Source organism: Nonomuraea sp. NPDC023979 (genome assembly GCF_040639085.1).
In the GTDB taxonomy this organism is placed as follows: domain Bacteria; phylum Actinomycetota; class Actinomycetes; order Streptosporangiales; family Streptosporangiaceae; genus Nonomuraea; species Nonomuraea ceibae.
On record NZ_JBEZZG010000012.1, the window covers coordinates 138,786 to 158,117 of the forward strand.

A 19,332-nucleotide genomic window follows, 5' to 3' on the forward strand; every position below is an offset into this window, starting at 1 on the left:
TGGGCCCATCGGGCCCGCACCTAGGGACTTTGGTCCCTGCCGGGACAGGCGCCGACAGCACGAGGCTGAACTCATCCGACGGTGAGGAAGACCTGTGACTGATATCGACGCCATCCCCGGCATGGGGCCGCTGCTCGCCGCCCGCGCCTTCTTCACCAGGTCGGAGGTGTCGGCGGACGGCCGCACCCTGCACCAGGTGGACCCGAGCGCCTGGGACCGCTTCTACCGGGACCGGTGGTCGCACGACAAGGTGGTGCGCTCGACCCACGGCGTGAACTGCACCGGCTCGTGCTCCTGGCAGGTGTTCGTCAAGGACGGCCTGATCACGTGGGAGCACCAGGCGACCGACTACCCGTCGGTGGGGCCGGAGTCGCCCGAGTACGAGCCGCGCGGCTGCCCCCGTGGCGCGTCCTTCTCCTGGTACACCTACTCGCCGTCGCGGGTGCGCTACCCGTACGTGCGCGGGGTGCTGCTGGAGATGTGGCGCGAGGCCCGTGCCCGGCTGGGTGACCCGGTGCTGGCGTGGGCGGAGCTGACCGGCGACCCGGAGCGGGCGCGGGCCTACAAGCGGGCGCGCGGCAAGGGCGGCATGGTCCGGGCGAGCTGGGACGAGGCCGTCGAGCTGATGGCCGCCGCGCACGTCCACACGATCAAGGAGTACGGGCCGGACCGGGTGGTGGGGTTCTCCCCGATCCCGGCGATGTCGATGGCCTCGTTCGCCGCGGGCACCCGGTTCCTGTCGATGATCGGCGGCACGCTGCTGTCCTTCTACGACTGGTACGCCGACCTGCCGATCGCCTCCCCGCAGGTGTGGGGCGACCAGACGGACGTGCCGGAGGCGGCGGACTGGTGGAACTCCCGCTACCTGATCATGTGGGGCTCCAACATCCCGGTCACCCGCACGCCCGACGCCCACTTCATGACCGAGGCGCGTTATCAGGGCACCAAGGTCGTCGCGGTCAGCCCCGACTACGCCGACAACGTCAAGTTCGCCGACGACTGGCTGGCCCCGCACCCGGGCACGGACGGGGCGCTGGCCATGGCGATGGGGCACGTGACGCTGACGGAGTTCTTCCGCGACCGCACGGTCCCGTACTTCACCGACTACGTCAGGAAATACACCGATCTGCCGTTCCTGGTGACGCTGGAGCCGCGCGGGGACGCGTACGTGCCCGGGGGGTTCCTGACCGCCGCCGACCTCGGCGAGGAGAGCGAGAACGCGCGGTTCAAGACCGTCCTGCTGGACGAGCCGACCGGCCGCCCGGTCGTGCCGAACGGCTCGCTCGGCTTCCGCTGGGGGCAGGAGGGCGAGGGCCGCTGGAACCTCGGCCTGGACGGCGTCACGCCGAAGCTGACGCTGCTCGGCGCGCCGGACGCGGTCGCCGTCGACCTGCCGCGCTTCGACACCGGCGACACCGAGGGCGGCGCCGCGATGCGGCGCGGCGTCCCGGCCACCGAGGTCGGCGGCAGGCTCGTCACCACCGTGTTCGACCTGCTCATGGCCCAGTACGGGGTGGCCCGCGACCTGCCGGGCGAGTGGCCGGCGTCGTACGACGACGCCGCCCAGCCGTACACGCCCGCCTGGGCGGAGGAGATCACCTCCGTGCCCGCGGCGACGATCACCCGGATCGCGCGGGAGTTCGCCCGCAACGCCGAGCGCACCCGCGGCCGGTCGATGATCGCAATGGGGGCGGGCACCAACCACTGGTTCCACTCCGACCAGATCTACCGCTCCTTCCTCACGCTGGTGCTGCTGACCGGCTGCCAGGGCGTCAACGGCGGCGGCTGGGCGCACTACGTCGGCCAGGAGAAGGTCCGGCCGGTGACCGGCTTCCAGCACCTGGCGTTCGCCTTCGACTGGCAGCGGCCGACCCGGCACATGGCCGGCACCGCGTTCTGGTACCTGGCCACCGACCAGTGGCGCTACGAGCGGATCGGCGCGGACGAGCTCGCCAGCCCGCTCGGCCCCGGCAGGTTCGCGGGCAGGTCGTTCGCCGACTGCAACGCCCAGGCCGCGCGGCTCGGCTGGCTGCCCTCGCACCCGACGTTCGACCGCAACCCGCTCACCCTCGCCGACGAGGCCGCCGCCAAGGGCGTCCCGGCGGCCGAGCACGTCGTGGCCGAGCTGAAGTCCGGGCGGCTGCGCTTCGCCGCCGAGGACCCCGGCGACCCGGCCAACTTCCCGCGCGTGCTGACCGTGTGGCGGGCCAACCTGCTCGGCTCCTCGGGCAAGGGCAACGAGTACTTCCTGCGCCACCTGCTCGGCGCCGACGCCGAGACCCGCAACGAGGAGGGGCTGCGGCCCGCCGAGGTGACCTGGCGCGAGGAGGCCGCCGAGGGCAAGCTCGACCTGCTGACCACGATCGACTTCCGGATGACGTCCACGGCGCTGTTCGCCGACGTGGTGCTGCCCGCCGCGACCTGGTACGAGAAGCACGACCTGTCCTCAACCGACATGCACCCGTTCGTGCACGCGTTCAACCCGGCCATCGCGCCGCCGTGGCAGGCCCGCAGCGACTACGACGCCTTCCTCACGCTGGCCGACCGCTTCTCCGAGCTGGCCGCCGCCCACCTCGGGCGGCGCACCGACGTGCTGGCCGTGCCGCTCGCCCACGACACCCCGGACGAGCTGGCCCAGCCCGGCGGCCGGGTCCTCGACTGGAAGCACGGCGAGTGCGAGCCCGTCCCCGGCCGGACCATGCCGAAGATCGTGACGATCGAGCGCGACTACGCCGCCGTCGGCGAGCGGATGCGCGCCGTCGGCCCGCTCTTCGAGGAGCTGGGCCTGACGACCAAGGCCGTCACGTACGAGGTCGGCCCCGAGCTCGACCACCTGCGCGCCAAGAACGGCCTCACCCCCGGCGGCCGGATCTCCCTGGAGAGCGCCGACCGGATGTGCGAGGCGATCCTGGCGCTGTCCGGCACCACCAACGGCAGGCTGGCCACGCAGGGCTTCGAGACGCTGGAACGGCGCACCGGCACCCGGCTGGCCGACCTGGCCGCCGAGCACGAGGGCAAGCGGATCACGTTCGCCGACACCCGGACCCGGCCGCAGCCCGTCATCACCTCACCCGAGTGGTCGGGCTCGGAGACCGGCGGGCGCCGCTACTCCGCCTTCGTCATCAACGTCGAACGCGACAAACCGTGGCACACGCTGACCGGCCGCCAGCACTTCTTCCTCGACCACGAGTGGATCGCCGAGCTGGGCGAGCAGCTTCCCGCCTACCGGCCGCCGCTCAACATGCGCCGCCACTTCGGCGAGCAGGGCGACGGGGACGCGGCCGAGGTCACGGTCCGCTATCTGACCCCGCACTCCAAGTGGTCGATCCACTCCGAGTACCAGGACAACGCCTACATGCTGGCGCTGTCACGCGGCGGGCCGACGATCTGGATGAGCGACGCCGACGCGGCGAAGATCGGGGTCGCCGACAACGACTGGATCGAGGCGTACAACCGCAACGGCGTCGTGGTCGCCCGCGCGGTCGTCTCGCACCGGATGCCGGCTGGGACCGTGTACATGTACCACGCCAAGGACCGCAACGTGAACGTGCCGCTGACGGAGAAGTCCGGCAGGCGCGGCGGCGTGCACAACTCGCTCACCCGCCTGCTGCTCAAGCCCAGCCACCTCATCGGCGGCTACGCCCAGTTCACCTACGGCTTCAACTACTACGGCCCGACCGGCAACCAGCGTGACGAGATCACGGTGATCCGCCGGCGCGGCCAGAAGGTGACGTACTGATGCGCGTGCTCGCCCAGGTCGCCATGGTGATGAACCTGGACAAGTGCATCGGCTGCCACACCTGCTCGGTCACCTGCAAGCAGACCTGGACCAACCGGGACGGCGTCGAGTACGTGTGGTTCAACAACGTCGAGACCAAGCCCGGCGTCGGCTACCCCAAGCGCTACGAGGACCAGGAACGCTGGCGCGGCGGCTGGCAGCTCGACCGGCGCGGCCGGCTCAAGCTCCGGGCCGGCGGCCGGGCCAGGCGGCTGCTCAACCTGTTTGCCAACCCCGACCTGCCGCAGCTCGACGACTACTACGAGCCGGCGACCTACGACTACGACACGCTGATCAACGCGCCCGCCGGCCCGCACACCCCGGTCATCCGCCCCAAGTCGGCCATCACCGGCGACGACATGGCCATCACCTGGGGCGCGAACTGGGAGGACGACCTCGGCGGCGCCCCCGAGCACGCCCACGGCGACCCCAACCTGGCCGCGATGGCGGAGAAGGTGCGCCTGGAGTTCGACCGGACGTTCATGTTTCACCTGCCGCGCATCTGCGAGCACTGCCTCAACCCGGCCTGCGTCGCCGCCTGCCCGTCGGGCGCCATGTACAAGCGCGAGGAGGACGGCATCGTCCTGGTCGACCAGGACCGCTGCCGAGGCTGGCGCATGTGCGTCTCGTCGTGCCCGTACAAGAAGGTGTACGTCAACCACCGGACCGGCAAGGCCGAGAAGTGCACGTTCTGCTTCCCGAGGATCGAGGCCGGGCAGCCGACCGTGTGCGCCGAGACGTGCGTGGGCCGGCTTCGCTACATCGGCCTCATCCTGTACGACGCCGACGCGGTCCTGGACGCGGCCCGGGTCGCCGACCCGCGCGACCTGCTGGAGGCGCAGCGGAAGGTGTTCCTGGACCCGGACGACCCCGCCGTGGCCGAGGCCGCCCGCGCCTCCGGCATCAGCGACGACTGGATCGAGGCGGCGCGGCGGTCGCCGATCTACCGGCTGGCCATGCGCTACCGGGTGGCGCTGCCGCTGCACCCGGAGTACCGGACGCTGCCCATGGTCTGGTACATCCCGCCGCTGTCGCCGGTGCTCGACGCGGTCACCGGGGCGGGCGCCGACGCCGACGACCCCGACAACGTCTTCCACGCCATCACCGACCTGCGCATCCCGCTGGACTACCTGGCGAGCCTGTTCTCCGCCGGCGACACCGAGGTGGTGGCCGGGGTGCTGATGAAGCTGTCGGCGATGCGCGCCCACATGCGGGCCCGGACCCTCGACGGCGCCGTCTCCGGCGACCTGCTGGAGTCCGTCGGCATGCCGGCGGCCGACCTGGAGGAGATGTACCGGCTGCTGGCCATCGCCAAGTACGAGGAGCGCTACGTCGTGCCCGCCGCGCACCGCGAGGACGCCGCCGCGCTGTCCGCCCAGGCCGGCGGATGCAGCCTGGACGGCGACGGCGGGCCCGGCATGAGCGAGTTCCACCCCGCCGCGCTCACCGGCCGCCGCACCGACGGCCGGACGGGCCTGAAGCTCTTCGTGGGCAAGGGAGGCACGCCGTGAAGCTCCTGACCAGACGCACCCCGCGCGCCGAGGACGCGCCCGGGCGGGCGACCCTGTTCCGGCTGGTCTCCCTGCTGCTGCAGTATCCCGACGCCGGGCTGCTCGCCGCCCGCCCCGGGCTCGGCCGCGCCGCCGCGACGCTGCCCGCCTCGCCCGCCCGCGACGCGCTGGAGCGGTTCCTGCGCTGGTTCGCCGACGCCGAGCCGATGCCGCTGGCCCGCGCCTACGTCGAGACGTTCGACCTGCGCCGCCGCTCCAGCCTCTACCTCACCTACTACCTGCACGGCGACACCCGCCGCCGCGGCATGGCCCTGCTCACGCTGAAGCAGCGCTACCGGGTGGCCGGGCTCACCCCGCCCGACGGCGAGCTGCCCGACTTCCTGCCCGTGGTGTGCGAGTTCGCCGCCCTGGCCGGGCCCGCCGCCGGCGAGGCGCCGCTGCGCCAGCACCGCAAGGGCCTGGAGCTCATCCGCACCGCCCTGCACGACAGCGGCTCCCCGTACGCGCTCGTCCTCGACGCGCTCTGCGCGGAGCTGCCCGGACTGTCGGCGGCCGAGCAGGCCGCCGTCGCCGACCTCGCGCTCGCCGGGCCGCCCGCCGAGGAGGTCGGGCTCGCGCCGTTCGGGCCGGCCGTGAACGAAATGGAGGCGCGGCCATGAGCGTCGCCCTGTGGGTCGTCGTCCCGTACATCGCCCTGACGGTCTTCGTCGTCGGGCACGTGTGGCGCTGGCGCGTCGACCAGTTCGGCTGGACCACCCGCACCACCCAGGTGCTGGAGAGCCGGCTGCTGCGGCTCGGCTCGCCGCTGTTCCACCTCGGCGTGCTCGCCGCGATCGGCGGGCACGCCCTGGGCCTGCTGGTGCCCAAGAGCTGGACCGAGGCCGTCGGCGTGTCCGAGCACGCCTACCACCTGGTGTCGGTGACCGCCGGGACCGTCGCCGGGGTGATGGTGGTGGCCGGGCTGGCGCTGCTGCTGGCCCGCCGCCTCACCAGCCCGCGCGTCCGCCGCACCACCACCCGCACGGACAAGGCGCTGTTCGCCGTCATGGCGGTGGTGATCCTGCTCGGCATGGCCGGGACCGTGGGCGAGAACCTGATCGGCGGCGGCTACGACTACCGGGCGACGATCGCCGTCTGGTTCCGCGGCGTGCTGACCCTGCGCCCCGACCCGTCGCTGATGACGGGCGTGCCGCTGATCTTCCAGCTGCACGCGCTGTCGGCGTGGGTGTTCCTGGCGATGTGGCCGTTCACCCGGCTCGTCCACGTGTGGTCGGCGCCGGTCGCCTACCTGTGGCGGCCCTACGTCGTCTACCGCCGCCGCACCGCGCGCCCCGGGAGCACCCGGTGACCGGCCGCCGGTTCGCCACCCCCGGCGGCACGGGCGCGCTCGTCGGCGCCGCCGCCCCGGCGGTCCCGCTCCTGATCCAGGGCGGCATGGGCGTGGGGGTGTCCGGGTGGCGGCTGGCCCGCGCCGTGGCCGCCACCGGGCAGCTCGGCGTCGTGTCCGGCACCGCGCTGGACGCCACCCTGGCGCGGCGGCTGCAGCGCGGCGACCCCGGCGGGCACCTGCGCCGGGCGCTGGCCCGCTTCCCGGCGCCCGAGGTCGCCGAGCGGGTGCTCGCCCGCTACTTCGTGCCCGGCGGGGCCGATCCCGGGCTGCCGTACCGGCCGGTGCCCCGGCTCGGGCTGCGGCCCAGCCGCGCCCGCGACGAGCTGGCCGTGGTCGCGAACTTCGCCGAGGTGTTCCTCGCCAAGGAGGGCCATGACGGCCCGGTCGGGATCAACTACCTGGAGAAGATCCAGATGGCCACGCCCGCCGCCGTCTACGGGGCGATGCTGGCCGGCGTCGACTACGTGCTCGTGGGCGCCGGCATCCCGGCGGAGATCCCGAGGCTGCTCGACGACCTGGCCGCGCACCGGCCCGCCCGCGTCACCGTCACCGTGGCGGGCGGCGACGGCACCGGTCACCACGCCGAGCTGGACCCGGGCGCGCTCCTCGGCCTCACCCGGCCGCTCGCCCGGCCCCGGCTGCTGGCCATCGTGTCCTCGCACGTCCTGGCCCTCTACCTGGCGCGCACCCCGGCCACCCGGCCGGACGGATTCGTCCTGGAGACGCCCGTCGCCGGCGGCCACAGCGCGCCGCCGCGCGGCCGGATGCGGCTCGACGCCGACGGCCAGCCCGTCTACGGGCCGCGCGACGAGGCCGACCCCGCCAAGATGGCGGCGCTCGGGCTGCCGTTCTGGCTGGCCGGAGGCTACGGCACGCCCGGCGGCCTGGCGCGGGCGCGGGCGGCCGGGGCCGCCGGCATCCAGGTCGGCTCCGCGTTCGCGCTGTGCCGCGAGTCCGGCCTCGACCCCGGGCTGCGGCGGCGGCTGCTGCGGCAGGCCGCCGACGGCACGCTGGAGGTCCGCAACGACCCGCGCGCCTCGCCGACCGGCTTCCCGTTCAAGATCGCCGACGTGCCGGGCACGCTGTCGGACGCCACCGTGTACGCCGACCGGCCCCGCCTGTGCGACCTGGGCTACCTGCGCACCCCGTACGTGCGACCGGGCGGCGGGATCGGCTACCGCTGCGCGGCCGAACCGGTCGACGCCTACGTGCGCAAGGGCAGGCCCGCCGAGGAGGCCGACGGCCGCCGGTGCCTGTGCAACGCGCTGCTCGCCGCCGTCGGCCTCGGCCAGCACCGGGCCGACGGCTACCGCGAGCCCGCCCTGCTCACGCTCGGCCAGGACACCGGCTTCCTCACCGGGCTCCCCGAGGACCACTCGGCCGCCGACGTCGTGGACCGCATCCTGCGCGAGGTGACCCGGTGACCAGGCAGGAGATCCCCGTCGGGGTGCGCCTCCGGCCGGGCCCTGCGCGTCCGCGCGCGTCGTGGCACCTGCGGGCGAACGCCATCGTCGTCGGCTGGCTCGGACTGACCCTCGCCACGGCGCTCGCGGGCGACGCGCTGCCCGCGCCGCGCTGGCTGCTCGTCCACGTGTTCCTGCTCGGCGCGGTCTCGACCGCGATCCTCATCTGGAGCGAGCACTTCGCCGTCGCGCTGCTGCGCGCCCGCGCGCCCGCCCGGCACGGCAGCCTGGCGCGGCTGGCCCTGCTCAACGCCGCGACGGCGGCGATCCTGTACGGGGTCGCCGCCGGCCCGTGGCAGCCCGCCGTCGCCGGGGCGGCCGTGGTGGTGACGGTCGTGCTGTGGCACGCGTACGTGCTGGTCACGCTGCTGCGCCGGGCGCTGCCTGGCAGGTTCGGGCACGTCATCGGCTGGTACGTGAGCGCGGCCGTGGCGCTGGCGGCCGGCGGCGCGCTGGGCGGGCTGCTGGCCGCCCAGCCCGGCGGCGGTGTGACGCACGAGCGGCTGCAGGCGGCGCACGCCGAGGCGAACGTGCTCGGCTGGGTGGGCCTGACCGTGCTGGGCACGCTGTTCACGCTGTGGCCGACCGTGCTGCGCACCCGCATGCCGGACGGCACCCGCCGCGCCTCCCGGATCGGGCTGTGGCTGGCCGCGCCGGGTCTGGCCGCCGCCGTCGGCGCGCTCGCGGCGGGCTGGCGGTGGGCGGCCGCCGCGGGACTGGTCCTGTACGCGGCCGGGGCGCTGACGGCGCTGGCCCCGCTCGTCCCGGCGGTACGCGCCCGGCGCCCGCACACCGGGGCGGCCTGGACGCTGGGGGCCGGTGTGGTGTGGTTCGAGGTGGCGCTGGCGGCGAACCTGGTCGTCGTGGCCACCCGGCCGGCCGGGCAGGTGGCCGCCGCGCTGGAGCCGCTGCTGCCGCTGGTGCTCGCCGGGTTCGTCGCCCAGGTGCTGCTCGGCTCGCTGCTGCACCTGCTGCCCGCCGTGCTCGGCGGCGGCCCGGTCCGGTTCAAGGAGAACGCCGCCCTGCTGGAGCGCGGCTGGAAGGCGCGGCTGGCGGCGCTCAACCTGGGCGTGCCGCTGCTCGCGCTCCCGGTGCCCGAGCCGCTGCGGCTGCTGGGCTGGACGCTGGTGCTGGCCGCCGTCGCCGCGTTCGTGCTGCTGGCCGTGCTCGCGCTGGTCCGGTCCCGCACCGGGGCGGACGCGGACGGGACGCGGGCCGGGCGCGCGTCCGCGTGGCCCGCGGTGGCCGGGGTGGCGGCCGGATGCCTGCTGACGGCGGGCGCGGTCGTCGTGTCGATGACCGGCACGGGCGGCCCGCCGGTGACCGTCACCGCCACCGGGGCCCGCACCGTGGAGGTGACGCTGTCCGGCATGAAGGTCCGGCCCGCCGTGATCGAGGCCCCCGCAGGCACCGTGCTGACCCTGCGCGTCACCAACGCCGACGCCCAGCGGCACGACCTGCGGCTGGCCACCGGCGAGCGCACCCCGCTGCTGGGAGCGGGGGAACGCGCCACGCTGACGCTGGCCCCGCTCGCCGCGCCGGTGGACGGCTGGTGCACGGTCGCCGGGCACCGCGCCGCCGGCATGACCATGCGCATCGTCCCCTCGGACGCCCGGTCCGAGGCCCGGTCCGAGGCCCGGTCCGACGTCCAGGCCGACGCCCGGTCCGACGCCGGGGCCGCCACCGGGCACGGCGGGCACGCCACGGCGGGCGGCCTCGACCTGGCCGCCCCCATGTCGCCGGGCTGGAGCCCGTACGACGCGGCGCTCGACCCCGCGCCGGGCGGCACCGAGCACGCCGTCGAGATCCGCGTGGACGACACCGTCGTGTGGGAGGTCGCGCCCGGCGTGCGGCAGCGGGTGTGGACGTTCGACGGCACCGTGCCCGGCCCGGTGCTGCGCGGCAAGGTCGGCGACGTCTTCACCGTCACGTTCGTCAACGGCGGCACCACCGGCCACGGCATCGACTTCCACGCCGGGGCCAACGCGCCCGACGGCGTCATGCGCACCATCGAGCCGGGGGAGCGGCTCACGTACCGCTTCCGGGCCGGGTTCGCCGGGGCCTGGCTCTACCACTGCTCCACCATGCCGATGAGCCAGCACATCGCCAACGGCATGTTCGGCGCGGTGATCATCGACCCTCCCGGCCTGCCCACCGTGGACCGGGAGTACCTTCTGGTACAGAGCGAGCTCCACCTCGGCGAGCCGGGCGGCGACGCGCAGGTGGCCAAGATCCGCGAGGGCCGGCCGGACGGCTGGATGTTCAACGGCACCGCCGCCGGCTACGACCACGCGCCGCTGACCGCCAGGGCCGGCGAGCGGGTGCGGATCTGGGTTGTGGCCGCCGGTCCCAGCTCGGGCACGGCCCTGCACGTGGTCGGGGCGCCGTTCGACACGGTCTACAAGGAAGGGGCGTATCAGGTGCGCACGGACGATCCGGGCGGCGCCCAGGTGCTGGACCTGGCCCCCGCCCAGGGCGGCTTCGCCGAGCTGGTCTTCCCCGAGCCGGGCACGTATCCGGTGGTCGACCACACGATGCGGCACGCCGAGGCGGGCGCGCACGGCCTGTTCCGGGTGGGCGCCCGATGACGTGGTGGGCGGTGGTGCGGTTCCTGCACGTGCTGGCGGCGGCGCTGTGGGTCGGCGGGCAGCTCACGGTCTCGCTGGTGGTGCTGCCGCTGGCCCGGCGGCAGCTCGACGACCGGCTGCGGGCCCAGATGCTGACCGCGGTCGGCCGCCGGTTCGGGGTGATCACCGCCGCGGTGTTCCTGCCCGTGCAGCTCGCCACGGGTGTGGCGATCGCCTGGCACAAGGGCGTCACCTGGGACTCGCTGGCCGAGCCCGGCTACGGGCGGATCCTGGCGGCCAAGCTGCTGCTCTTCTGCGCGGTCATGGTGGCCGCCGCGCTGCACGGCTGGGCCAGCGGCGCCGGCCGCCGCGCCCTGGCCCGGGCGCTGGCGATCTCGTCGCTGATCGGGTCGATCGGCGTCATCCTGCTGGCCACCGCCCTGCCCGTGACCTGAGCCGGTGCGGGCCCGGGCGGCGTCAGTGCGCCCCGGCCTCGCGCAGCAGGGCGGCCACCTCGGTCTGCTGCTTGGCGACGGCGTGGGCGAGCGGGGTGACGCCGTCGCGGTCGGCCAGGTCGACGTCGGCGCCGGCCGCGATGAGCAGGCGGACGATCTCCTGGTGGGCGGGGCCGCCGTCGCCCAGGATGACGGCCTCCAGGAGCCCGGTCCAGCCGAGGTCGTTGACGTGGTCGACGTCGATGCCGGTCTTGAGCACCTCGCGCACGTAGTCGACGTGGCCGCGCTCGCAGGCGGGGATGAGGGAGACGCCGCCGTAGCGGTTGCGGATCGTCAGGTCGGGGCCGGCCGGGAGGAGCGCCCGCAGCATCTCGACGCTCCCGGTCACGCCGGTGACCAGCCACGGGGTGTCCTGCCTGGCGTCCTGCGCGTCGGGGTCGGCCCCGGCGGCGACGAGCACCTTGGCGGCCTCGACGTGGTCGGCCGCGGCGGCCAGCAGCAGCGCGGTGCGGCGCTGCCCGTCACGGGACTCGACGTCGGCTCCGGACGCCAGCGCGTCGCGCACCGCTGCGGCGTCACCGCGCGCGGCGGCGGCCCGTAGTTCCTCGTTGAGCACGTTGTCTCCTTTCACACCGTCTCGCGTCCGGGAACCGCAGGCCGCGAGCAGCAGCCCGATCCCGCAGGCCAGAATCGTCCGGCGCCTCATCCCATCATCCTGCACGTCGGAGGGCGGTTCAGCCGAGCTGCCCGGCGACCGCCTTGGCGCCGGCGAGGGCGATGGCCTCGTCGATCTCGCCGCTGGGGGCGCCGCCGACGCCGATGCCCGCGACGGGGGCGCCGCCGGAGGCCAGGGGGACGCCGCCGCCCAGGAACAGGGTGCCCGGGATGTCGGCGATGTTCGGGCCGGAGCCGGTCAGGCCCTTGGCGAGCTCGCTGGTCGCCCGGCCGAAGGACACGGCGGTGAACGCCTTGCGCCGGGCCGACTCCTCGGTCTGCGGGCCCGCGCCGTCGCCCTTGAGCACCAGCCGGGTCGCGCCGGACCGGTCCACGATCACCACCGTGACGCGCTGCTTCAGCTTGGCGGCCTCCTTCAGCGCGGCGTCGGCGACCTTGAGCGCGGCGCCGGCCGACAGCGTACCCGTCTGGACGACGGCGGGGGCGGGCGCGGCGGCCTGGACGGGGGAGGGGGCGGCGGTCAGGAGCGCGAGCCCCGTGACGGCGCCGGCGATCAGGCGGGTACGGAACGATCCGGTCATCAGGTCTCCCAAGGTCAGCGGGTGAAGCTTGCGGTCCCAGCCTGCCGCCGGGCGGGCCCGCCGCCATCGCGAGGACGGACGATCCCCGCGCGCCGATCGGCCGGGCCGCCGGTCAACCGATCGGTTGATCCGCCCTCCGACCACAGGGGATAACGTCGGAAGATGAGCGGACGGGGAGGGGTGATGAGGGAGCGCACGTGGCTCAACTGGGCCATGCACGTGGGGTTCTACCTGCTGCTCGTGGCCTCCGCGCTGCGGCTGGTGTCGCGGCACGGGCTGGTCGCGCAGACCGTCGCCGCCCTGGTCGTCTGCGGCGTCCTCGCGGTGGCGTACGCGGTGGGGATCGTGTTCTGGGGCCGGCTCGGGCACGGCCGGCTGGTGTGGCTCGGCTGCGTGGCCGTGATCTGGCTGGCGCTGGTGGTGCTCGCGCCGTCGTTCAGCTGGTGCGCGGTCCCGCTGCTGTTCGTGTGCCTGCGGCTGCTGAGCGCGCGGGGGTTCGCCGTGGCCGCCGCGACGCTCACGCTGATCGTCATCGCGGCCCAGCTCAAGATCGCCCGGGAGATCGACCCCAGCCTCATCCTCGCGCCGATCGGCATCGCCACCATGACCGCGGTGATCTTCTGGGAGCTCCAGCGGGAGAGCGCCGCCCGGCAACTCCTCATCGACGACCTGATCCGCACGCGCGGCACGCTGGCCGACTCGCGGCACCGCACCGGTGTCCTGGAGGAGCGAGAGCGCCTGGCCAGGGAGATCCACGACACGCTCGCCCAGGGGCTGACCAGCATGGGCCTGCTGCTGCAGGCGGCCGACCGGATGTGGACGGCCGACCCCGACCGGGCCCGCGCCCACGTCCGGCGGGCCGCCGCGGCGGCCGAGCAGAACCTCGACGAGGCCCGCCGGTTCGTCCGCGACCTCCAGCCGCCGGGCCTGGTCGACGTGACGCTGCCCGAGGCGCTGGCCCACCTCGGCGAGAGCGAGGCGGGCGCGGCCCGGGTCCGCTTCCGGCTGGAGGGCGAGCCGTACCCGCTGGAGCCCGACGTGCAGGCGGCGCTGCTGCGGGTCGCCCAGGGCGCGCTCGCCAACGTCCGCGACCACTCCGGCGCCCGCACCGCCACCGTGACCCTGTCCTACCTCGACGGCGAGGTGACGCTGGACGTCTTCGACGACGGGACCGGGTTCGCCGAGCCGGTCCCGGCCCCCGGCCGGGGCTTCGGGCTGCGGGCGATGCGCGACCGGCTGGCGGAGGTGGGCGGCGTGCTGACCGTCGAGAGCGCGCCCGGCGAGGGGACGGCGGTCGCCGCCCGGGTGCCCGGCAGGATCGGGGAGCGATGAGGCTGTTCCTGGTGGACGACCATCCCGTGGTGCGGGCGGGGCTGGTGGCGTTGCTGTCCGGCGAGGACGACATGGAGATCGTCGGCGAGGCCGAGGGCGGGGCCGAGGCGCTGCGCGGCATCGCCGCCGCGCGGCCGGACGTCGTGCTCATGGACCTGCAGCTCGGCGACGGCATCGACGGCGTCGAGGTCACCCGGCGGGTCCGCGAGCTGTCCCCGCCGCCGCAGGTCCTGGTCCTGACCACGTACGAGACCGACGCCGACCTCATGCGGGCCGTCGACGCCGGGGCCACCGGCTACCTGCTCAAGGCCTGCCCGCCGGAGGAGCTGTTCCAGGGCATCCGGGCCGCGGCGCGCGGCGAGACGGTGCTGTCGGCCAAGGTGGCGACGCGGATGCTGCGGCGGATGCGCGAGCCCGCGCCCGCGCTCAGCGGCCGTGAGGTGGAGATCCTGGAGCTGCTGGCCAGCGGGGCGGGCAACCGGGAGATCGCCAGGCGGCTGTTCATCACCGAGGCGACGGTCAAGACCCACCTGGTGCACATCTACGGCAAGCTCGGCGTCGACACGCGCACGGCCGCCGTCACCGCCGCCGTCGAGCGGCGTCTCATCCGACTCCCGTGACGGCCAGGCCCGCGCCGTGGAAGGGCGGGTAGCTGTCGGCGCTCGTGCGCTCGGCCGCGACGATGTAGCGGGCCAGGGCGTCGCGCGACTGGGCGAGGCGGTCCATCTGGTCCTCCAGCCGCCGCATCCGCGCCCGCATGGCGTCCAGCAGCTCGGGACAGCCCAGCAGCTCAGGCTCCTCGCCGGCCGCGCACGGCAGCAGGTAGGCGATGTCCTCCGACGACAGCCCGGCCCCGAGCAGGTGGCGGATCTGTTTCACCCGCAGCACGGCGTCCTCGTCGTACTCGCGGTAGCCGTTGGACCCGCGCTCGGCCTCCAGCAGGCCCTGGGCCTCGTAGTAGCGCAGCTGGTGGGCGTTGACGCCCGTCCGGCGACTCAGTTCCCCGATCCGCATCGCACCCTCACTTGACCTTCATACCGGTATCAACGTTGACGATGCTGGCATGAACAACGAAACCACCTCTTCCGTTACCGTTCTCGGGCTCGGGCTGATGGGCCGGGCGCTGGCCGGGGCGTTCCTCAGGGCCGGGCACCCCACCACCGTGTGGAACCGCACGGCGGCCAAGGCCGGCGAGCTGGTCGCCGAGGGGGCGCGACTGGCCCCCACTGCCGCCGACGCGATCAAGGCGAGCCCGCTGACGATCATCTGTCTCACCGACTACCAGGCCGTGCGCGAGCTGCTGGCCACGGCCGACCTGGACGGCGCCACGCTGGTCAACCTGACGTCGGGCGACTCGGCCCAGGCCAGGGAGACCGCCCGGTGGGCCGGGGAGCGCGGCGCCCGCTACCTCGACGGCGCCGTCATGGCCATCCCGCCGTCCATCGGGACCGCCGGGGCGGTGATCCTGCACAGCGGGCCGCACCAGGACTTCGAGACGCACCGGCCGGTCCTCGAAGCGCTCGGCACCCTCACCTACCTGGGCGAGGACCACGGGCTGGCCTCGCTGTACGACGTGGCCGGGCTGGCCATGATGTGGAGCGTGCTGAACGGCTGGCTCCAGGGCGTGGCGCTGCTCAGGACGGCCGGCGTGGACGCCGCGACGTTCACGCCGTTCACGCGGATGATCGCCGAGGAGGTGGCCGGCTGGCTGCCCGGATATGCCGAGCAGGTCGACGCGGGCTCCTACCCGGCCGACGTGTCGGCCCTGGAGACCGACGTGCGGGCGATGGCGCACCTGGTCGAGGAGAGCGAGGCGGTCGGCATCAACGCCGAGCTGCCCAAGCTCATCAAGGCGCTGGCCGACCGCGCGATCGCCGCCGGACGCGGCGGGGAGCAGTATCCGGTGCTGATCGAGGAGTTCGTCAAGCCCGGCGCCTGACCGGGGGCGTCAGCGGCGGGCGTGGCGGATCCGGCGGCCGCGGCGATCTCGGCCGTGGTGCCCGGGTCCTCCTCCGGGAGCGTGGCCAGCGTCGCCCGGAGCTCGCCGCGCGTCCCGGTCCTTCTCGGTGACCACGATCTCCTCCATGAGGCGTTCAGCGTCCTTTGCGCGCGTAGGCGCGCAGCGACAGCGGGACGAAGATCACCAGCAGCGCGGCCGACCAGAGCAGGACGGCGGCCACCGGATGCGCGAGCGGCCAGGCCGCGTCCCCGGGCAGGGCTCCCGGGCTGCCGGACAGCCGCCGGATGGCGGCGGTGAGCGCGCTCACCGGGTTCCACTCGGCGACGAACCGCAGCCAGGCGGGCATGCCGTCCGTCGGGACGAACGCGTTCGACAGCATCGTGAACGGCAGCCCCAGCGGCACCATCGCCTCGGCGACCTGCTCGTCCTTCACCGCCAGGCCCAGGTAGACGCCCACCCAGCCCAGCGCGTAGCGCAGCAGCACGATCAGCGCGAACGCCTCGGCGGCGGGGAGCAGTCCCTGCTGCGGCCGCCAGCCCACCAGCAGGCCCGTGACCACCATGACGCCCAGCAGCGGCACGCCGATCAGGGAGTCGGCTCCGCTGTGGCCGAACGGCACCGCCGACCGGGCCATCGGCATGGAGCGGAAGCGGTCCATCACGCCCCGGGAGGCGTCGGCGGCCATCCGCCCCATGACCCCCTGCACGGCGGTGAAGGTCACCATCGCGAACAGGCCCGGCATGAGGTACGCGCGGTAGTCGCCGCCGCCCGGCACCTGGATGGCGCTGCCGAAGACGTAGCCGAACAGCACCACCATGACGACCGGGAAGAGCAGCGCGGCGACGATCTGCCCGGGTTCCTGCCGTAACCGGCTCAGCTCGCGGCCGGCGAGGGTGAGGCCGTCGGTGAGCGTCCAGCGCAGGCGGTCCAGCGGCACGGGGATCGCGGTCATCGGACGGGCTCCTTGCGGTCGGTGAGACGCAGGAACACCTCGTCGAGGGTGGGGCGGCGCAGGCTCACGTCGGCGACGGCGACCCCGGCGCGGTCGAGGTCGCGCACGATGTCGGCGAGCCGGAGGCCGGTTGCGGGCAGGGCGACGCTGAGCCGGTCGGCGCCGGCCGTCGCGGGCTCGGCGCCGGCCAGGGCGTTCAGGACGGCGGCCGCCGCGGGCCGCGTGGCGGGGTCTTCGAGGACGACGTCGAGGCGGTCCCCGATCGTGGCCTTCAGCTCGTCCGGGGTGCCGGTGGCGATCACTTTTCCGTGGTCGATGACGGCGACGTCGTCGGCCAGCCGGTCGGCCTCGTCCAGGTACTGGGTGGTGAGCAGCACCGTGGTGCCGTCGGCCACCAGTTCGCGGACGCTGTCCCAGATCTCGCCGCGGCTGCGCGGGTCCAGGCCGGTGGTCGGCTCGTCCAGGAAGAGCACGTCGGGGCGGAGGATGAGGCAGGTGATCAGGTCGAGGCGGCGCCGCATGCCGCCGGAGTAGCCGCCGACCGGCCGGTCTGCGGCCTCCGTCAGGCCGAAGCGCTCCAGCAGCTCGTCGGCCCGGCGGTGCGCCTGGCGCCGTGGCAGGTGGTAGAGCCGCCCGAACATGCGCAGGTTGCCCCGGCCCGTGAGCTTCTCGTCCACGGCGGAGTACTGGCCCGCGAGCCCGATCCGCTCGCGCACCTGGGCGGCCTCGCGGACGACGTCGTGGCCGGCGATGCGGGCGTGCCCGGCGTCGGGGGCGGACAGGGTCGCCAGGATGCGCACCGCCGTGGTCTTCCCGGCGCCGTTGGGCCCCAGCAGGCCGCAGACCGTTCCTCTCGGGACGCTCAGGTCCAGGCCCCGCAGGGCGTGGGTGTCGCCGAAGGACTTGCGCAGCCCTTCGGCGACCACGATGGGATCAGACACGGACACCTCCACTGGGTACGTTGTACGCGGTTATGTCGGCCAGGCTAAGCCACTGGGTACTATGTACGCAACAAGGAGGTGTGACGGTGGCGGACACCGAGTACGTGAACATCTGGATGCGGCCCGAGCGCCCCGCCCGGGGGCCGAAGCCGGCCTACAGCCGCGCCCAGATCACCGAGGCGGCCGTCCGCATCGCCGACGCCGAAGGGCTGGAGGCCGCCACCATGCGGCGGATCGCCGCCGAGATCGGCGCCGGGGCGATGTCCCTCTACCGCTACGTCCCTAGCCGCGACAACCTGATCGAGCTCATGGCCGACCGGCTGATGGGCGAGATCGACGTCACCGGCCTGCCCTCCGGCGACTGGCGGGCCGACCTCACCCGCTACGCCGGCGAGCTGCGGGCCATGTGGCTGCGCCACCCGTGGATCGCCGCCGTGCAGCGGTCGCTGCCCAGCTTCGGGCCCAACCAGCTGCTCCTGATCGAACGGCTGATGGGGGTGCTCGACCCCTTCGTCCCCATCGACGAGAACCTCAGCCTCGTGGGCCTGCTGAACAGCTACGTCGAGGGTACCGTCCGGGAGGAGATCAGCTCGGCCAGGGAGTTCCGCCTCAGCGGGCTCACCGAGTCGGAGTGGATGGCGCGCAGCTACCCGTACATCGACCAGCTCGTGAAGAGCGGGCAGTACCCGATCTTCACGAAGATCGTGACGGAGGCGCGCCAGCCGCACCTGAGCCGCGACGAGCAGTTCCGCTACGGGCTCAGGCGGGTCCTCGACTGCATCGCCACGGCCGTCCCGTCTACGCCGGCCGGCGATCCCCGGCCAGGAACCCGGTGATCGACGCGGCCTGGCCGAAGATCGCGTGACCGGCGCCGGGAAGCAGCTTCACGCTCGCCCGAGGGACGCACCGGCGGATCCGCCGGGCGGTCCCCCGGGAGTCGAACATCGCGTCACGGTCCCCGGCGATCACGAGGACCGGCATGGCGAGGCCGCGCAGCGCCTCGTCGGGGAACACCGGCAGCCGCTCCCTGCGCGGGTTGAAGTGCGTGAACGTCAGGACGACGGAGTCGAGCGCCTCCCGGTCCCGCTCCGCGTCCAGCCCGGCGACCGCCATCGCCGACTCGCGCACCCCGCCGCGCCGCGACAGGGTGCGCGACAGCACGGCCCTGACGACCCAGCCGACCTTCTGCCGCCCCACGCCGCCGGGGCACAGCAGGGCCAGGCGCGTCACCCGCTCCGGACGGCGGACGGCGTAGTCCAGGGCCGTCCAGCCGCCGAGTGACGTGCCCGCGAACGCGGCGCCGGTGAGCCCGAGCCCGTCCAGCACGTCGTCCAGCCAGGCGGCCACGGCTCCGGAGCCCAGCGCGGGACGTGACGGCGCGCTCAGCCCCGGCTCGCCGACGAGGTCGACGGCGTACGTGCGGAAGTGCCGGGACCAGGTGGCGACGTCCCCGCGCCACATCGACGCGTTCGCGCCCGAGCCGTGCAACAGCACCAGCGGCGGCGCGTCCCGGGGGCCGGACACCAGCACGAACGTCTCACCCTCGCGCGTCGGCACCCGTACGTGCTCGGCGGGCACCGGCCACGCCGCCAGCTCCCGCAGGTAGCGCTCCCGGAGCTCGCGCCCGCCCGCCTCGGACTTGTAGATCGCGGTCATGCCGCCCAGCGAAGCCCTTGTCACCGTGTCAAGGTCAACCGGGGGCTCCGCGGTTCGCCCCCGCTGTGGTG

The 19,332-nt window shown here is 74.4% G+C and carries 17 protein-coding genes; 11 read left to right on the plus strand and 6 right to left on the minus strand.

Features of this window, described 5'->3' with window-relative positions; genetic code table 11:
• Positions 1-121: 121 nt before the first annotated feature.
• The 7 genes from AB0G11_RS22420 to AB0G11_RS22450 are packed head-to-tail and all read left to right on the plus strand — an operon-like array spanning position 122 to position 11,164.
• Positions 122-3,739, plus strand: a complete 3,618-nt coding sequence (locus AB0G11_RS22420; protein ID WP_357588036.1) for a nitrate reductase subunit alpha — start codon at positions 122-124, stop codon at positions 3,737-3,739.
• A complete protein-coding gene (narH, locus tag AB0G11_RS22425; RefSeq protein ID WP_357587910.1) occupies positions 3,739-5,289 on the plus strand; it encodes a nitrate reductase subunit beta in 1,551 nt (516 codons plus the stop codon). The genes AB0G11_RS22420 and narH overlap by 1 nt, the downstream gene beginning before the upstream one ends.
• Positions 5,286-5,948: a nitrate reductase molybdenum cofactor assembly chaperone gene (gene narJ / locus AB0G11_RS22430; RefSeq protein WP_219510787.1), complete on the plus strand. Its 663-nt coding sequence runs from the start codon at positions 5,286-5,288 to the stop codon at positions 5,946-5,948. Before narH ends, narJ begins: the two co-directional genes overlap by 4 nt.
• Entirely contained in the window at positions 5,945-6,637 is a 693-nt protein-coding gene (narI, locus tag AB0G11_RS22435) for a respiratory nitrate reductase subunit gamma (protein ID WP_357587912.1), read from the plus strand. The genes narJ and narI overlap by 4 nt, the downstream gene beginning before the upstream one ends.
• Positions 6,634-8,103 carry a nitronate monooxygenase gene (locus tag AB0G11_RS22440; protein ID WP_357587914.1) on the plus strand — a complete coding sequence of 490 codons (1,470 nt, stop codon included), beginning with the start codon at positions 6,634-6,636 and terminating at the stop codon, positions 8,101-8,103. The genes narI and AB0G11_RS22440 overlap by 4 nt, the downstream gene beginning before the upstream one ends.
• Complete coding sequence (locus tag AB0G11_RS22445) at positions 8,100-10,730, plus strand: multicopper oxidase domain-containing protein (RefSeq protein WP_357587916.1); 2,631 nt, start codon at positions 8,100-8,102, stop codon at positions 10,728-10,730. The genes AB0G11_RS22440 and AB0G11_RS22445 overlap by 4 nt, the downstream gene beginning before the upstream one ends.
• Positions 10,727-11,164, plus strand: coding sequence for a hypothetical protein (locus AB0G11_RS22450; protein WP_357587918.1), 438 nt, complete (start codon positions 10,727-10,729; stop codon positions 11,162-11,164). Before AB0G11_RS22445 ends, AB0G11_RS22450 begins: the two co-directional genes overlap by 4 nt.
• Positions 11,165-11,186: 22 nt before the next feature.
• Here the strand turns inward: AB0G11_RS22450 and AB0G11_RS22455 are convergent, their stop codons facing one another.
• Both AB0G11_RS22455 and AB0G11_RS22460 read right to left on the minus strand, forming a co-directional pair.
• Positions 11,187-11,780 carry an ankyrin repeat domain-containing protein gene (locus tag AB0G11_RS22455; RefSeq protein WP_357587920.1) on the minus strand — a complete coding sequence of 198 codons (594 nt, stop codon included), beginning with the start codon at positions 11,778-11,780 and terminating at the stop codon, positions 11,187-11,189.
• A 118-nt stretch (positions 11,781-11,898) separates the two neighbouring features.
• On the minus strand, positions 11,899-12,420 hold the full coding sequence (locus AB0G11_RS22460) for a heme-binding protein (protein ID WP_219510752.1): 522 nt from the start codon (positions 12,418-12,420) through the stop codon (positions 11,899-11,901).
• A 183-nt stretch (positions 12,421-12,603) separates the two neighbouring features.
• Between AB0G11_RS22460 and AB0G11_RS22465 the strand changes: the two genes are divergently transcribed.
• Positions 12,604-13,752: a sensor histidine kinase gene (locus AB0G11_RS22465; protein WP_357587922.1), complete on the plus strand. Its 1,149-nt coding sequence runs from the start codon at positions 12,604-12,606 to the stop codon at positions 13,750-13,752.
• The gene (locus AB0G11_RS22470) at positions 13,749-14,372 is read left to right on the plus strand and encodes a response regulator transcription factor (RefSeq protein WP_219510755.1); all 624 of its coding nucleotides are present in this window, start codon (positions 13,749-13,751) and stop codon (positions 14,370-14,372) included. The genes AB0G11_RS22465 and AB0G11_RS22470 overlap by 4 nt, the downstream gene beginning before the upstream one ends.
• Here AB0G11_RS22470 and AB0G11_RS22475 read toward each other — a convergent pair.
• The gene (locus AB0G11_RS22475; protein WP_219510757.1) at positions 14,356-14,766 is read right to left on the minus strand and encodes a MerR family transcriptional regulator; all 411 of its coding nucleotides are present in this window, start codon (positions 14,764-14,766) and stop codon (positions 14,356-14,358) included. The two genes, AB0G11_RS22470 and AB0G11_RS22475, sit on opposite strands and share 17 nt — an antisense overlap.
• Positions 14,767-14,815: 49 nt before the next feature.
• Here AB0G11_RS22475 and AB0G11_RS22480 point away from each other — a divergent pair, with 49 nt between their 5' ends.
• Positions 14,816-15,691 carry an NAD(P)-binding domain-containing protein gene (locus AB0G11_RS22480; protein ID WP_219510759.1) on the plus strand — a complete coding sequence of 292 codons (876 nt, stop codon included), beginning with the start codon at positions 14,816-14,818 and terminating at the stop codon, positions 15,689-15,691.
• A 154-nt stretch (positions 15,692-15,845) separates the two neighbouring features.
• Here the strand turns inward: AB0G11_RS22480 and AB0G11_RS22485 are convergent, their stop codons facing one another.
• Both AB0G11_RS22485 and AB0G11_RS22490 read right to left on the minus strand, forming a co-directional pair.
• Positions 15,846-16,664, minus strand: a complete 819-nt coding sequence (locus AB0G11_RS22485) for an ABC transporter permease (protein WP_219510761.1) — start codon at positions 16,662-16,664, stop codon at positions 15,846-15,848.
• Positions 16,661-17,611, minus strand: coding sequence for an ATP-binding cassette domain-containing protein (locus tag AB0G11_RS22490; protein ID WP_357587924.1), 951 nt, complete (start codon positions 17,609-17,611; stop codon positions 16,661-16,663). Before AB0G11_RS22490 ends, AB0G11_RS22485 begins: the two co-directional genes overlap by 4 nt.
• Before the next feature lie 80 nt (positions 17,612-17,691).
• On the opposite strand from AB0G11_RS22490, the gene AB0G11_RS22495 reads away from it, so the two are divergent.
• Entirely contained in the window at positions 17,692-18,441 is a 750-nt protein-coding gene (locus AB0G11_RS22495) for a TetR/AcrR family transcriptional regulator (RefSeq protein ID WP_357587926.1), read from the plus strand.
• Here AB0G11_RS22495 and AB0G11_RS22500 read toward each other — a convergent pair.
• Positions 18,404-19,285, minus strand: a complete 882-nt coding sequence (locus AB0G11_RS22500) for an alpha/beta fold hydrolase (protein WP_357587928.1) — start codon at positions 19,283-19,285, stop codon at positions 18,404-18,406. The genes AB0G11_RS22495 and AB0G11_RS22500 overlap by 38 nt on opposite strands.
• Positions 19,286-19,332: the final 47 nt, after the last annotated feature.